Source organism: Nocardiopsis salina YIM 90010, assembly GCF_000341025.1.
GTDB classification, from domain to species: Bacteria; Actinomycetota; Actinomycetes; order Streptosporangiales; family Streptosporangiaceae; genus Nocardiopsis; species Nocardiopsis salina.
In genome coordinates this window covers 34,470-48,690 of sequence record NZ_ANBF01000019.1, presented here as the reverse complement: position 1 = coordinate 48,690, position 14,221 = coordinate 34,470, and the positions used below count along the sequence as shown (strand labels likewise).

Below are 14,221 nucleotides of genomic sequence, written 5' to 3'. Positions count from 1 at the left end.
TGTGCTGCGCACTCTCATGAACGGCAAGATCCACCGAGCCACCGTCACCCAGGCCGACCTGCACTACGTCGGATCGGTGACCATCGACGCCGACCTGATGGAGGCCGCCGACATCGTCGACGGCGAGCAGGTCCACATCGTCGACATCGACAACGGCGCCCGCCTGGTCACCTACGCCCTCGTGGGGGAGCGGGGCAGTGGCGTCATCGGCATCAACGGCGCCGCCGCGCACCTGGTCAGCCCCGGCGACCTGGTCATCATCATCGGCTACGCGCAGGTCGAGGAGGCCGAGCGCCCCGAGCACCGCCAGCACGTCGTGCACGTGGACCGCGACAACCGCATCGTCGAGATCGGCAACGACCCGGGTGAGCCGGTCCCCGGAGATGGGGCACTGGTCGCCGGACGCTGATGCGGGGGAAGCCGGTCCGGCACCGATCCTCGGGCGCAACCCCCACAAACTGGCCGGTTCCGGCCGGATCGGGGCGAAGCGACCGAGGGTAGGTCCCCGGTCGGTATGCGGACAGCTGACGAAGCACGGCTAGTCGCCGAATACGTCGAATGGCAGAAGCAGGGGGCGTGGGTGGTCCTTTGGGGCCCCTACACCCGCTGCTTCTGGGCCTTCGCCTGCTGGCCCGTCGTTCCCCGCGAGGGTGTGGTGATCCGGGCCGAGGACCCCGACACCCTGTACTCGGAGATGCGCTACGTCGAACGTATGCACGGGTACCTGTGGTGGCGTTACGGACGCGGCCGCACCCCCGTCCCGCGCCCCCGCGTGTGAGCGTGTGGAACACTACGGTTCGTCCGTTGATGGGATGTGTGTGAGGGGTGAGGGAGTGTCGGTCGAAACGACAGGGCCGGTGTGGAACGCAGCCGGGGTCCAGCGCCGTACGGTCCTGGTCCTCGGCCTGACTCAGATCGCCGGCGGTATCGGCATGGGCGCGATGCTGGCCGTGGGCGCGCTCCTGGCCCTGGAACTGTCCGGCTCCGACACCTGGTCGGGCATGGCCACCACCATGATCACGCTCGGAGCGGCGGCCTTCGCACTGCCCCTGGCCTCCCTCGCCGCGCGCCGCGGCCGCCGCCCCGGTCTGGCCGCCGGGTGGGCCCTGGGCGCGCTGGGTGGCACGGTCGTCATGGGGGCGACTCTGCTGGAGAGCTTCGCGCTGTTCCTGGCCGGCATGCTGCTGGTGGGTGCCGGCACCGCCACCAACCTCCAGGCCCGCCACGCGGCAGCCGACCTGGCCACCGAACACACCCGGGCCCGCGACCTGTCGATCGTGGTCTGGGCGACCACCGTCGGCGCCGTACTCGGCCCCAACCTGGTCGGTCCCACCGCGCCGATCGCCCGGGCGATCGGTCTGCCCGACCTCCTGGGCCCGGTCCTGGCGACCACGGCGGGCATGGCGGTCGGGGCGGTCCTGACCACCGTGCTCCTGCGTCCGGACCCGCTGCTCCTGGCCACCCGCCCGCAGACCGGGGGCGCCCCGGCTGCGGCGAAGCTCTCGGTCCCCGCCGCCCTGCGCGTGATCGCTGCGAGCCCCGGTGCGCTGCTCGCGGTGGTGGGGATCGTCGCCAGCCACACCGTGATGGTCGCCGTCATGACGATGACCCCCGTGCACATGTCCCACCACGGGTCCGCGCTGACCGTCATCGGCCTGACCATTTCCCTGCACATCGCCGGCATGTACGCACTGTCACCGGTGGTCGGCTGGCTCGCCGACCGCCTCGGCCGGGTTCCGATGCTGCTCACCGGCCAGGGGATCCTCGTGGTGGCGGCCGCCGTCTCCGGTACAGCGGGCCACAACGAGACTTGGGTGACCACGGGGCTCGTGCTCCTCGGGCTCGGCTGGTCCTTCGGACTGGTATCGGGCACTGCGCTGCTGGCGGAGTCGCTGTCGGCCGAGGTGCGCCCCCGGGTCCAGGGCATCAGCGACCTCGTGATGAACCTGGGCGGGGCCGCGGCCGGCGGGTTCTCCGGTCTCGTACTGGCCCAGGCCGGGTTCGGCGGGCTCAACCTCTTCGCCGCCCTGTTCACCCTCCCGGTGTTCGCGCTCGCCGTGCGCGCCCTGATCACCGCAGGTCGGGGCGTGCACGCGGGCGATGCGAACGCGGTCTGACCTTTACCGGAAACGCCCGCTTTCCTGCCCTGTGCCGACCTCACCCACGGTTACCGTGCGGGTTGAGGGGCGCGCGCCGCCCGCCGGGCTGACCGGCCCGGACGCGATCTGGGGGAGGAACGGTGACCGAGCGGGGACCCGAGGACGGGCGAGGCAGAGAACCGGATCGGGAACAGGATCCGGTCGACCGCCATCCGCCCGAGGAGTGGCGTCCCGGTGACGCCGGCGATCCCATGTCCGGTGGAGCGCAGCCGCCGGGCGAACCACCCCACCGCTTTCCCCACCACGACCCGCCCGTGGACCGCCGTCCGCCCGAGGAATGGCGCCCCGGTGACCCAGGCGACCCGATGCGGGGCGGACCGCAGCCTCCGGGGGAGCCCCCGCACGACCCCCCGCCGTTCGGTGGTGACACGCCGGAGGGGAGCGGGTACGGCCGCCCTCCGAAAGAAGGCTCCCATCCGGCCTTCGCCCCGCCGCCCGGACAAGGGGGCCCCTACAAGGCACAGGGCGACCCCTACCTGGGTTCCGGGTACGGCGGCGGCCCGCGACCGCCCGGCAGCCCGTCGCCGGAGAGCGGGTCGGAGAAGTTCCACGGAGACCCCCACCAGGGCGGCGGGAGCCCGTATCAGGGCCACGGCGGCCCGTCCGGGTCCGGCCACCACGGCGGACCTCCGCCCGGGCAGGGGGACAGGGCCCCCTACGGTGCCGGCCAGGGCCCGTACGGAGGTCCGCAGGGACAGGACCCCTTCGGATACCCGCCGGGGCAGGGGGCCGGTCAGCCGTCCGGGGGCCGCCCCGGGTGGTATCCGCCCGGCGGTCCCCCCACCGGATCGCCGCCCGAGCCGGTGCGCAACTCCGGGGAGCTGTCCGAAGGCCCCAGCGGCCTCGACCAGGCCGGGTACGAACACGCCGGGTACGCGCCCGGATACGGGGAGACGGACGTGCCCGGCGCGGGCGCGGGGAGCTACTATCCCGGCTCCGGCCCGCAGCCCGCGTACGGGGCCGGGGGTGCCTACCCGCCCGGCCCTCCCGGCAACTACCCGCCGGGCACCTACGCGGCCGGGGGATACGGCTACCCGCCCGGCGGTTACACGCGGCCCGAACCCGCACCCACGCCCTGGGGCAAGATCCTGGGCATCGGGTGCGGCGTGGCCTTGATGCTCATGCTCGTGGCCGGGGGATGCATGGCGCTGGCGATGTTCACCGTCACCGACACCTCGCCGACTGCCGAGGAACCCACCACCGAGGAGCCCTGGCCGACCGACGAGCCGCCCATCGACGGCACCGACATCACCGCTGAGAGCTCCGACTTCGTACCCAGCCCGCTCTACACGGGCGGGGAGTACACGAGCGTGGACGTGAGCGTGACCAACAACAGCGAGGAACAGGTCGACGTCAACCCGCTCTACTTCACGGTGGTCGACGACGACGGCCAGAACCACTCCAGCCGCACAGGGGTGGGCATGGACGAGAACGAGATCGGCGCCGAGACGCTGTCCCCTGGCCAGGCCACCAGCGGGGCGGTCACCGTGGAGGGCAGCCTGACGCCGGAGCGGGTGGTCTTCGCCCCCATCGGCCGGCAGCCCCTGGAGGTGCCGGTCGACTGAGCCGACACGGGACGAGGACCACAGCGCCGTCGCCGCCCGCGCACACGAAAGGGTCCCGGAACCTCCGAGGTGTTCCGGGACCCGAGGTGTGTTCGGGCTCGGTCAGGGAGCCAGCGCCGGGTTGCGAAGCCACTCCGAGAGGTCCTGCTGCCGCTCGGCGTCGCACTTGAGCGGGCACGTCGTGCAGTACCCGTGATCGGGGTCGCCCTTGTAGTCGAAGCAGCAGGTGCCCCGCACCGCCCAGGTGCCCCGAGGGTGCTCGGGGGCGAAGGGGAACAGGCGCGGGCGCTTGCGGGTGACGGCCCCGGCCGCGACGACGGCGTCACCCAGGCGGGTCGCGCTCTCCCAAGCCGACTCGGCGTCGCGGCCCAGGAACCGGGCCGGGTTGAGCATGTAGAAGTGCAGGGTGTCGAGCACCCAGCCCCACAGGGTGCGCTTGCCCGAGCGCGAGTGCCGGTGAACCTCCTCCACGATCGGAGCGAACGCGGAGAAGACCGCCTCACCGGCCATCGTGAACTGTTCGTCCTCGTCGCGGGCGACCACGGTGTCGGTGTCGTCGGCGGCGGGGTCGTCGGGCAGGACCGCCCAGCGCACGCCGACCACGGCGGGCCGGCCGAACTCGGAGCGGTCGGTGTGCCAGGGCAGGCGGAGCGTGTGCGGGTCCATCATGGGGGCGCGGCCGGTGAGGTAGAGCGAGGCCGCTGCGAGGAAGACCGGCTCGCGCAGGGTCACCCGCAGGAAGTTGGTGGCCGCCGGCAGGTTGTGCCCGGGGCCGTGCTCGGTGCGCAGCTTGTCGAACAGGACCGGGATCCAGCCCTCCTCGGCCATGGATGCGGCGCTGTGCCACTCCACGTCGGCCGTCGGTCGGCCCGCCTCGACCAGGTCGGGGAGCGGGGCGAACTTCAGCGGGGCGCACGCCTCGCGCAGCGTGGCGATCGGCTGTGGTGTCACCGCGGACCTGCCCTTCGTCGCATGATGCCGTCATGTCCGGGGGTGAAGCGGTCGCAGTTACCTCCGGAGCGGCGGGTACATCTGCGCCTCTTAAGTGAGGCTACCCTAACGGGATCGGCCCGGGCAATGCGTGTCCGCCCCGATCCGCTCGGATCCGATGCTGAACCGGCAGGTGGGAACGGGTAGCGCGGTCCGGTTCGCGGGGTGGTGGGCGCAGGAGAAGCCCCGAGCGTGCGCCGGCCCCCGCATGGGGCGTGTCCGGGCCGGGACTCCGTTCGGCGTCCGAGACGGCTGAACCGGCGCAGGGCCAGAGGTACCACGATCGCCATCAGAACGAGCGGAGCGACGGTGGACACGAGCACGGCGTGTTCGGCCGGCCAGGCGTCCGAGGGCAGCGACGGGTTGCCGAACAGCTCCCGCGAGGCGGTCACCACCGACGAGACCGGGTTGCACTCGGCCACCGGAGCCAGCCGGTCCGGCATGGCCTGTGCAGGGATGAAGCTGGTCGAGAGCATGGTCAGCGGGAACGCGAGCGGGTAGATGATCATGCTCGCCGCGTCCGGGTTCGGTGCAACGACCCCCAGCAGCACTCCGGCGCGCATCAACGAGAGCCGGAACCTGTGTACTCTACAAACTGTATATGTCACATACCTATTAGTGTGAGTAATACACAGAACTAGGATGGTGTCAACGCGAACCGATCCGGACCCTGGTGGAACATGACGAGCGAGCAGCCGGCCCCGACCTCCCCGACCGACGAGATCCGCCTACTGTGGGGCGACCACGGGCCCGCGCCCGTCCGCAGGGGGCCGCGGCCCAAACTCACACGGAGCGAGATCGTCGCCGCCGCGGTTCGTCTGGCCGACACCGAAGGGCTGGGCGCAGTGTCCATGCAGCGTGTGGCCGGGGCCCTCGGGTACACGACGATGTCCCTGTACCGGTACATCGAGCGCAAGGACGACCTGCTCCTGCTCATGGCCGACGCCGCCATGGAGGCCACGCCGCCCGGCCCGCGCGAGGACGGCGACTGGCGGGCCGGCGTGGAGGAGTGGTGCCAGGAGGTGGTCGCGCTCTACCGCGCCCACCCGTGGATGGTGCGCCTGCCGGTCTCCGGCCCGCCCAGCGGCCCCAACGGGATCCGGTGGACGGAGGCCGGGCTGCGCGAGATCTCCGCCCCGGGGCTGGGTCGGCTCGAGTCGCTCCAGATGCTGCTCGTGCTGAACACCGTGCTCCGCGAGACCCTGCGCATGGAGGTCGAGATGTCGCAGGCGGCCGAACGCCGTGGCACGCCCCTCGGCGAGGGCGAGAACGCCTGGGCACAGGGGCTGCTCGGCGTGCTGGACCCGGCCGAGTCTCCCACCGTCACCGGGGTCCTGGACCGGATCGGGACCGAGGGGCAAGAGCTCGACGTGCGGTACGACCCCGACCGGGCCGGCGGTCCCGCCGAGGGGCTCGGGTTCGGGATCGACCGCATCCTCGACGGCATCGAGGCCCACGCCCGCCGGCGTACCCGCACCTGATCCCGCCCCGGATCAGGAGACGTGTTCCCGCACTGCGCACCGGCACTGGCCCCGGCTCTGGTAGCAAGACCCCCCAACACATCTAGGTACCGATGAGGACCAGGTGGTGGCGGGCCAGGGCCGAGACGGCCCGGGCGGCGGTCTCGGAGCCCACACCGGCGCGTTCGCCCAGTTCAGCGACGGTGAGCGTGCGTTCCTCCGCCAGCACCTCCAGTACCGGTTCCACCACCGCGGGGAACCGGTACCGGCGCCCGGCCACCGTCAGCGCCACCTTCCCGTCCTCCTCGCGGGTGACAGGCGGCGGCAGGATCGGCACGAACTCCGCGCGGGCGTCCTCCGGCGGCAGTCCCTCCTCCACCGGCCAGGGCAGGCTGTAGGAGGCCCGGCGTGGGAACCGCCCGTCCCGCTCGGCCAGGAAGGCGTCCAGATCCCCCTCCTCGGCCAGCTCCAGCAGGCGCGAGAGCAACACGTGCCGGTGCTTGCGTCGTTGCTCGGGCGAGGCGAACCGGGGCAGGTCGCGGCGGAAGACCTCCTCCTCGTGCAAGCGCCGCACCAGCGCCTCCGCCCAGTCCACCCCTGTTGCCCGGGTGAACCCGAAGGTCAGGTGCATGCTCATCTCGCCGGTCCCGGTCACCGTGTGCCACCAACCGCGCGGCACGTGGATCGCCTGCCCGGGACGCAGCACGCCCTCCCACACCATGGAGAGCTCACCGTCGGCGCCCCGCGGCGGTCCGTGCCGGTGGTCGGTGTCGTTGCGCATCGGGAACGGCCGCGACCCCGGACCGTGCACCTGCCAGTGCTTGGTGCCCGCCACCTGCACGATGACCGTGTCGTGGTCGTCCCAGTGGGTGTCGAAGCCGCGCGACTCGCCCCAGATCAGATACAGGTTCGCCTGTNCGCCCGCCGCGATCGGCGGGTGCATGCGGTCGATGCTGTCCAGCACCAGGCTCGCCCCCTGGCGCAACTGCCCGTACAACGATTCCGGGCGGATCACCCGGCGGGAGGAGCGCGACTCCGTGGCCAGGTCGGTGTAGGAATCCAGAGGAACCGGCGCCCCGTCGCGGTGCAGGCGCAGTCGCGGCGGCTCGGGGGAGCGGGTGGCCAGCAGATGGTTGAGGTCCTCGAAGGTCAGCAGCGAGCGCACCGCATCCGCACCCAGGTCGGCCAGGAAGAACTCCTCCGACAGGCGTGTGGTCAGGGCCTCGCGGCCCACGGTCTCGCACAGGTCCCGGGTGAAGATCTGCCCCGGATCGGTCACGGTCCCTCCCGACAGGCATGGTTCAGTGGCGGCGGGCGCCCGCCCGACCCGCGCGGGGCCGGGCGGGCACACATCAGATGAAGTCGGAGCTGGAGTCGGTGCCGTCGTTGTCGCCACCGGCGGTGACGTCGCGTGAGGTCACCTCTGCCAGGTCCTCGACCTCGACCTCGATGGGGTCCATGAGCACCTCTGCCTTTCTGTTCGCCGTTTCTCCTTGCACCAGGGCGCCCTGCACACGACTCAGCGCGGCGGGAGCCCCGTCTCGTGGGCCGCGAACGCGTGTGCGTCCGCGGCGAGGGCGACCGCCCGGCTCACCGACCGCGGCCCGTGCCCCACGTCGCGCTCGTAGCGCAGCAGGGACGGGGGGCGCTCGGGGTCGTGGTCGGCGCCCAACAGGGCTGCGCACATCTTGCGCGGGTGGGCGGCATCGGTCCGGGTGTCGCCGTCGAACCCCGTCAGCAGCACGCGTGGCATTCCCGGGTCCGGCCTCCGCCGGGCCGGGTCCAGCGCACGGTGGTAGGGGGAGTACGACAGCAGCGCCGCGAAGTCCTCCGGGTCTGCGGCGGTACCGAACTCGCGGGTCCACATCCGGCCCAGTCCCAGGCGTTCGAACCGGACCATGTCGGCCAGCGGCGCGGAGGCGATCACCGACCCGCACACGTGGGGCCGCCACAGCGCCGCGGCCAGGACCAGCAGGCCCCCGGCCGAACCTCCCGAGAGGCACAGCTGCTCCCTCGTGCACAGTCCGTCGCCGACCAGCGCGTCGGCCGCGGCCACCAGATCCTCGACCGCCCGGGGTTTGTGCCGGCCCGCCCCGCGCAGGTGCCAGGAACGCCCCGCGTCGCCGCCCCCGCGCACGTGCGCCACGGCGTAGCGCCCGCCGGAGAGCAGCCACGCCAGAACCGTCGCGCTGAACCCGAACTGGCGCGGGCGGCCGAACCCGCCGTAGGCGTGCAGGATCGTGGGTCCCGGGGTCTGCGGCACGTCCGGCGGATCGAAGACCGTCACGGCGATCTCGGTTCCGTCGCCCGAACGGCACCGCACCACCGAACGCCGGATCTGCGGTGTCGGAACCCTGTCCCCGGTGTGCGGGGGCCAGGGACACAGCCGGTCGGCGCCCGGTGCCAGCGACAGCACCCGCTGTTGGGTGGCCACGTCGGCGTAGCCCAGGAACACGGTCCCGTCCGGTGCCGTCTCGGGTGCGGTGACCATGCCCTCGCCCGGGAGGCGAACCGCACGCAGGGGAGCCCCGGTGGCAGCGTCGTGCACGCGCGCCTCGCTGATGCCCAGGCGCGTGCGCACGACCAGGAGCGCGGCCCCTGAATCCGCCCCGGTGGACTCGGCGTCGGCGGGGCACACCGCGAAGCCGTCCAGGGTCGCCCCCGGATCCTCGGGCACCACCTCGCGCCAGCGTTCCACCCCGGGGTCGTCGGGGTCGGTCGCGCACACCCGGCGCAGGGGAGCGCCCAGGGTGGTGCGCAGGTACAACAGGCCGTCCTGGCCCAGGCGGGCCTCGGTCTCGGCCTCCACCCCGACCTGGACCGGACGCAGATCGGGACGGTCCGGGGGAGAGGTGTGCAGGTCGGCGATCCACAGGTCGGTGCGGTGCCCGGTGCCGTGGCTCTCGGTCACCAGCAGGCGGCGCTCGCCCAGGATCCGCACGCCCGGGACGGTGCCCGGGGCGGTGCACCGGTGCACGAGGGTCTCCGTCCCGCACGCGACCCGGCGCAGCCACACACCACGCGTCCCGTGCCGGTCGTCGCGGCGCACGTAGTAGAAGGCACCGTGCGAGAACAGGCCCTCGGGGAGCCAGGCCACGTGGGAGTAGCGAACGCCGTGTACCGGGGGTCCGACGCGAGCGCCGGTACCGGTGCACAGGACCCGCAGCTCACCGCGTTCCACCCCGCCCGACGAGGTCTGCACGGCCAGGAGCCGGCCCGAGGGGTCGGGTTCCCAGGAGTCCAGGGTGGTGCGGCCGGAAGGATCCTGTGCCGCAGGGTCGAAGACCACCCGCTCGTCACCGCTGTCGGGGTCGAGGGAGACCACTCTGGGGTGTTCGTCGCCGGCCCGGCGCACGGTGGCGAAGAGGCGTCCGGGGCGGTGGCGCGGGGCGGACCAGAGCTCGGCGCGGACCAGAGAACGGATGCGCTCGTCCAGACGTCGGCGCAGGGGCCACTGCCGGGCGTGCTGCTCGAACTCGCGTCCGCGCTCGGCCAGCCAGCGCCGGGTGGCGGAGCTGTCGGACGACTCCAGCCACCGATAGGGGTCGGCGACCGAGTGGCCGTGGAGGGTGTCGACGACGGAACCCGGTCCGTCGGGCCCCGGGGCGGGGGACAGGGCGGTCGAGAGGGCGGCTCCGTGGGCTCCTCGGTCAGTCACCTTCACATGTTTGAGGGGCCCGGGAGCGGGGGTCAATGCACAGGTTCCTCACCCCGGGCAACGCGACTGTCACCCCTGGGGAAGGTTTGGTACGCGAAGCCGCTGGTTGCGCCGAGGGTTCTGCTGACGGAGCCGAGGCATCCGCGACCGACATCCGCATGCCGGGCCCGGCAGACAGCGGAGCGGCCCCCGGCCGACGGGCCGGGGGCCGCTCCGCGCCGGGCTCAGCTCTTGCTGTTGCCGATGGCCAGACCGCTGTCCTGGTCGAAGAAGTGCAGCTGCGTCACGTCGACCGACAGGCTGATGGTGCCGCCGGGGGTGACGTTGCTGCGCGGGCTCACCCGTGCGGTGAACTGCGAGCCCTCCGAGCCCAGTGGGAGCGCGGCATCCCCGTTGCCCTCGTCGCCGGCCGCGTCCTTGGCCAGTGCGGCGGCGTCCTCATGGCGCACCGGGGGAGCGTCCACACCGAAGATCACGTTGATCTCTGTGCCCAGCTCCTCGGTCACCCGGGCGGTCACCTCGATCCGGGGATCGCTGTCGCCGGAGAACTCGGCGTCGTTGAAGTCCGAGGGCCGGATGCCCAGGATCACCGAGCTGCCGATGTAGTCGCGCAGCCCCGGACGGGCGTCGACGAGCTCGGCCGAGACCGGGAGCGTGTGGTCGGCGAACTTCAGGGCCGCACCGTCGCCGTCGCTCTCCAAGCGCGCGTCAACGAAGTTCATCGCCGGGGAACCGATGAACCCGGCCACGAACAGGTTCACCGGGGCGTCGAACAGGCGCTTGGGGGTGTCGACCTGCTGCAGGCGCCCGTCGCGCAGCACCGCGACCCGGTCACCCAGCGTCATCGCCTCGACCTGGTCGTGCGTGACGTAGACGGTGGTCACACCCAGGCGCTCGTGCAGCTGGTTGAGCGAGGCGCGCATCTGCACACGCAGCTTCGCGTCCAGGTTCGACAGCGGCTCGTCCATGAGGAACGCGCGGGGCTCGCGCACGATCGCGCGGCCCATGGCCACACGCTGGCGCTGACCACCCGAGAGCGCACCGGGCTTGCGCTTGAGGTAGGGCTCCAGGCCCAGCATCCCGGCGGCCTCCTTGACCCGGCGCGCGATCTCCGCCTTGGAGACCTTGCGCAGCTTCAGACCGAAGGCCAGGTTCTGCTCCACGGTCATGTGGGGGTAGAGCGCGTAGTTCTGGAAGACCATCGCGATGTCGCGGTCCTTGGGGGGACGGTCGTTGACGACCTCGTCCCCGATCGCCAACGTTCCGCCGGTGATCTCCTCCAGCCCCGCGATCATGCGCAGCGCGGTGGACTTCCCGCAGCCCGAGGGGCCGACGAGCACCATGAACTCGCCGTCCTCGATGTGCAGGTTGAGGTCGTCGACGGCTTTGACGTCGCCCCCGTAGACCTTGTCGACGCCGTCAAGAACGATGTCGGCCATGGATCGTGCTCCGTTTCCGCGTGGGGGGTGGCGGAGCACGCCCTCGTGGCTGACTCGGGGTCTCCAGCCACCGCTTTTGAAGTTGATCGAAAAAGCGGCTATCGCTGATCACATCAGACACGATCCTGATCAAAATGTCCATAGGGGTGTCGGTTCCGATCCGGTCCTGGCAGGCCGCGACCCCAGGTCACCCAACTGGCGTGCGTCCGGCAGGTGCGTTAGCCTGTCCGACGGTTCACCACGTTCTCCCCATCCTCCACTCTGCTGCGTGGCCACGACACGGCTTCGTAAGTTGAGCCACCGGGTCGGGGAGTCTGGGTAACCTGACGACCAGTCCAGCACTGGACGGACCGGTTCTGCGGCCCCCGCTCGTCCGATTGGATGCTGTACCACGTGCCAGGTGCAGTTGGGATCGGGTGAGGGGCGGAGTACCGCGACCGGGCGGGGGGTTGGACCCGGAAAAGGCCCGAACATCCAGTAGACAACGGTTTTCCGAGCTCGCCGCCGACGGGACGGAGCCGGTCCGAAGGGTGGCTCGGGCCTTTTCCGCGTCCCCCCATACCCCCCATATGCTGGTCGGCGCACCCCGTCCGCCAGCCGAAAGCGAGCGCGCCACGTGGCCGCCGAGTACACCGGGTCCGACAGCGTCCGCAAGACCCACCGCCCCCCGGTCGAACGCGCCGAAGAGCCCGCAAGACCCTCCTTGGGAACCCTCTTCCTCCCCGGACACCACTGGGGCCGCTACGACCTCCTGTGGCGCGTGCTCGCCGCCCTGGGGTCNGGCCCCCCCGCCGTACGGACAGTGGTGGCTCGGTCCCCTCAGCGCCACCCTTCTCTTCTTCGCCGTCGCCGGATCCCGGCCCCGCCGCGCCGCCTGGCTCGGCGCCCTCGCCGGCGCCACCCTCATGGTCCCGCTGGTCAGCTGGCAGGACATCTTCGGCGTCGACGTGTGGCTGGCCATCGCCGCAGCCGAGACCGTCTACTTCCTTCCCATGGCGATCGGCCTGGCCCTGGTCGGCCGACTGCCCGGCTGGCCGGTGTGGACCGCTGCCCTGTGGGTGGCACAGGAGGCCGTGCGCGCCCGTTGGCCCCTGGGCGGCTTCCCCTGGGGCAAGCTCGCCTTCGCTCAGCCCGACACCGCCTTCTCCGGATACGCCGCCCTGGGCTCCTCCGCGCTGGTCTCCTTCGCCGTCGCTCTCACCGGCGCCCTGCTGCTGTGGACCCTCCTGCGCACCATCGCCGNGGCGGCCACCGCCGCGATCGTCGCCGGCGGTGTCCTGGCCCCCGTGATCGGCCGACCCGCCGTGGACGAGCAGGTCACCGTCGGCATGGTGCAGGGCAACGTGCCCAACGTCGGGGAGATGTCGGTCCTCGGCGAACGCATGCAGGTGCTGGAGAACCACGCCGACGGGGTGCACGAGCTCGCCGGCTCCGTCCGCGAGGGCTCGGTGCCCGAACCCGACATGGTGCTGCTGCCCGAGAACGCCAGCGACATCGACCCGTTCCGGGACCCCGTCGCCCGCGAGACCATCGACGCGGCCGGGGACGACATCGGGGTCCCGGTGCTGTGGGGCATCAGCCGGTTCAACGACGACGGGACCCGTCACGTGCAGAGTGTGGTCTGGGACCCGGAAGAGGGACCCGGCGACCACTACGACAAGCGCTACCTCGTGCCCTTCGGCGAGTACATCCCCTACCGCGAGTTCTTCACGCAGTTCGTCGAGCGCCTCGAACAGGTCAGCTCCGACGCCCTGCCCGGGACCGAGCCCGGCGACCTCGACGTCGCCGGCACCACCCTGGCCGTGGGCATCTGCTTCGACGTGGCCTTCGACCGCCCCGTGCGCGAGGCCGTCGACGCCGGCGGGCAGATCATCGTGGTCCCCACCAACAACGCCAACTACAACTACACCGGCCAGTCCGACCAGCAGCTCGCCATCACCCAGCTGCGGGCGGTCGAACACGGCCGCCCCGCCGTTGTGACCAGCACCAGCGGCGTCAGCGCAGTCGTCGCCCCCGACGGCACCGTCGAGTACCGTTCACCCGAAGCCGAACCCGACGTCCACGTCGCCGACGTCCCCGCCATGGACGGGCCCACCGTCGCCACCCGCCTGGGCGCGGGCCCCGAAGCGGTCCTGGCGGGGCTGGGACTGGCCGCGGTGGCCGGTGCAGTGGTCGCCACCCGGCGGCGTGCGGCCCGCGACACAGGCACCGGCGCCGTAACCGGCGGGTCGAACGGGTAGGACGGCCCACGTGGGAACCATGTGCGGTCCGGGAGCGTTCTCCCAGCAGGTAGGTCGTCCCGGCCCCGCCGATGATTGGATGGATTCACGATGCCGCTGCTGACAGTGCTGGCACTCATGGCACTGCCCTTCGTCGAGGTGTGGCTGATGATCGTGGTCGGCGGCTCGATCGGAGTGCCGTGGACCCTCGCCGCGCTCGTGTCCCTGATGATCCTGGGCGTGGCCGTGCTGCGCAGAGCCGGGACCAAGGCGTTCCGTGACGCCGACGAGGCCATGCGCACCGGACAACAGCCCCGCGGCGGGCTGCTCGCCCCTCTCATGCTCATGGCCGGCGGCGTCCTGTTGGCGATCCCCGGCTTCCTCACAGCCGTCCTCGGGCTTCTGCTCGTGCTGCCCTTCACTCGCCCGCTCCTGAGCTGGGTGTTCGTGCGCTGGGCCGAGCGACGCATGCGGCGGATGCAGGACCGCATGGAAGAACGCATGGCCGACCAGGGGATGCGAGTGCCCAGCCAGGGGCCCGGGAGCCCGTTCGGGGGCCGGCCCGGTGCAGACCCCTTCGGCGCGCGCCCCGGAGGCACCGCCCAAGGGCAGGAGCAGAGCGAGGAGCCCCGCAGCCCCCAGGAGGGCCGTGTCATCAAGGGCCGGTTCGAACCGGTCGAGGACGAAGACAAGAACTGACACCGGCCGGTCCCCACAGCCCCCGGGGAGGC

General features: G+C 72.0%; 11 protein-coding genes and 1 pseudogene. 7 read left to right on the top strand and 5 right to left on the bottom strand.

Annotation, left to right across the window (positions count from 1 at the left end; translation table 11 throughout):
* The first annotated feature begins 1 nt into the window (after position 1).
* From panD to D474_RS33800, 4 genes are all read left to right on the top strand, one after another.
* Complete coding sequence (gene panD, locus D474_RS0102025; RefSeq protein WP_017611930.1) at positions 2-409, top strand: aspartate 1-decarboxylase; 408 nt, start codon at positions 2-4, stop codon at positions 407-409.
* A gap of 105 nt (positions 410-514) precedes the next feature.
* Positions 515-778, top strand: coding sequence for a hypothetical protein (locus D474_RS0102020; protein WP_026118095.1), 264 nt, complete (start codon positions 515-517; stop codon positions 776-778).
* A gap of 34 nt (positions 779-812) precedes the next feature.
* Complete coding sequence (locus D474_RS0102015; protein ID WP_040702955.1) at positions 813-2,117, top strand: MFS transporter; 1,305 nt, start codon at positions 813-815, stop codon at positions 2,115-2,117.
* A gap of 122 nt (positions 2,118-2,239) precedes the next feature.
* The gene (locus D474_RS33800; protein WP_275040764.1) at positions 2,240-3,724 is read left to right on the top strand and encodes a DUF4352 domain-containing protein; all 1,485 of its coding nucleotides are present in this window, start codon (positions 2,240-2,242) and stop codon (positions 3,722-3,724) included.
* Positions 3,725-3,826: 102 nt separating this feature from the next.
* Here the strand turns inward: D474_RS33800 and D474_RS0102005 are convergent, their stop codons facing one another.
* Together D474_RS0102005 and D474_RS31585 are read right to left on the bottom strand one after the other, a co-directional pair.
* On the bottom strand, positions 3,827-4,675 hold the full coding sequence (locus D474_RS0102005; protein ID WP_017611926.1) for a (2Fe-2S)-binding protein: 849 nt from the start codon (positions 4,673-4,675) through the stop codon (positions 3,827-3,829).
* Positions 4,672-5,223: an ABC transporter permease gene (locus D474_RS31585; RefSeq protein WP_239646982.1), complete on the bottom strand. Its 552-nt coding sequence runs from the start codon at positions 5,221-5,223 to the stop codon at positions 4,672-4,674. Before D474_RS31585 ends, D474_RS0102005 begins: the two co-directional genes overlap by 4 nt.
* A gap of 171 nt (positions 5,224-5,394) precedes the next feature.
* Between D474_RS31585 and D474_RS0101995 the strand changes: the two genes are divergently transcribed.
* Positions 5,395-6,195, top strand: coding sequence for a TetR/AcrR family transcriptional regulator (locus tag D474_RS0101995; protein ID WP_017611924.1), 801 nt, complete (start codon positions 5,395-5,397; stop codon positions 6,193-6,195).
* An 82-nt stretch (positions 6,196-6,277) separates the two neighbouring features.
* On the opposite strand, the gene D474_RS0101990 is transcribed toward D474_RS0101995, so the two are convergent.
* The 3 genes from D474_RS0101990 to D474_RS0101975 all read right to left on the bottom strand — a co-directional run bounded on the left by D474_RS0101990 (position 6,278) and on the right by D474_RS0101975 (position 11,271).
* The gene (locus D474_RS0101990; RefSeq protein ID WP_017611923.1) at positions 6,278-7,453 is read right to left on the bottom strand and encodes a JmjC domain-containing protein; all 1,176 of its coding nucleotides are present in this window, start codon (positions 7,451-7,453) and stop codon (positions 6,278-6,280) included.
* Between the two features lie 240 nt (positions 7,454-7,693).
* Positions 7,694-9,832, bottom strand: a complete 2,139-nt coding sequence (locus D474_RS0101980; protein WP_040702965.1) for a prolyl oligopeptidase family serine peptidase — start codon at positions 9,830-9,832, stop codon at positions 7,694-7,696.
* Positions 9,833-10,056: 224 nt separating this feature from the next.
* Positions 10,057-11,271, bottom strand: a complete 1,215-nt coding sequence (locus D474_RS0101975; RefSeq protein WP_017611920.1) for an ABC transporter ATP-binding protein — start codon at positions 11,269-11,271, stop codon at positions 10,057-10,059.
* Positions 11,272-11,887: 616 nt separating this feature from the next.
* Here D474_RS0101975 and lnt point away from each other — a divergent pair.
* Both lnt and D474_RS0101965 read left to right on the top strand, forming a co-directional pair.
* Positions 11,888-13,511: pseudogene (gene lnt, locus D474_RS0101970) on the top strand (apolipoprotein N-acyltransferase).
* Between the two features lie 90 nt (positions 13,512-13,601).
* A complete protein-coding gene (locus D474_RS0101965; protein WP_017611918.1) occupies positions 13,602-14,189 on the top strand; it encodes an FxsA family protein in 588 nt (195 codons plus the stop codon).
* Positions 14,190-14,221 lie beyond the last annotated feature (32 nt).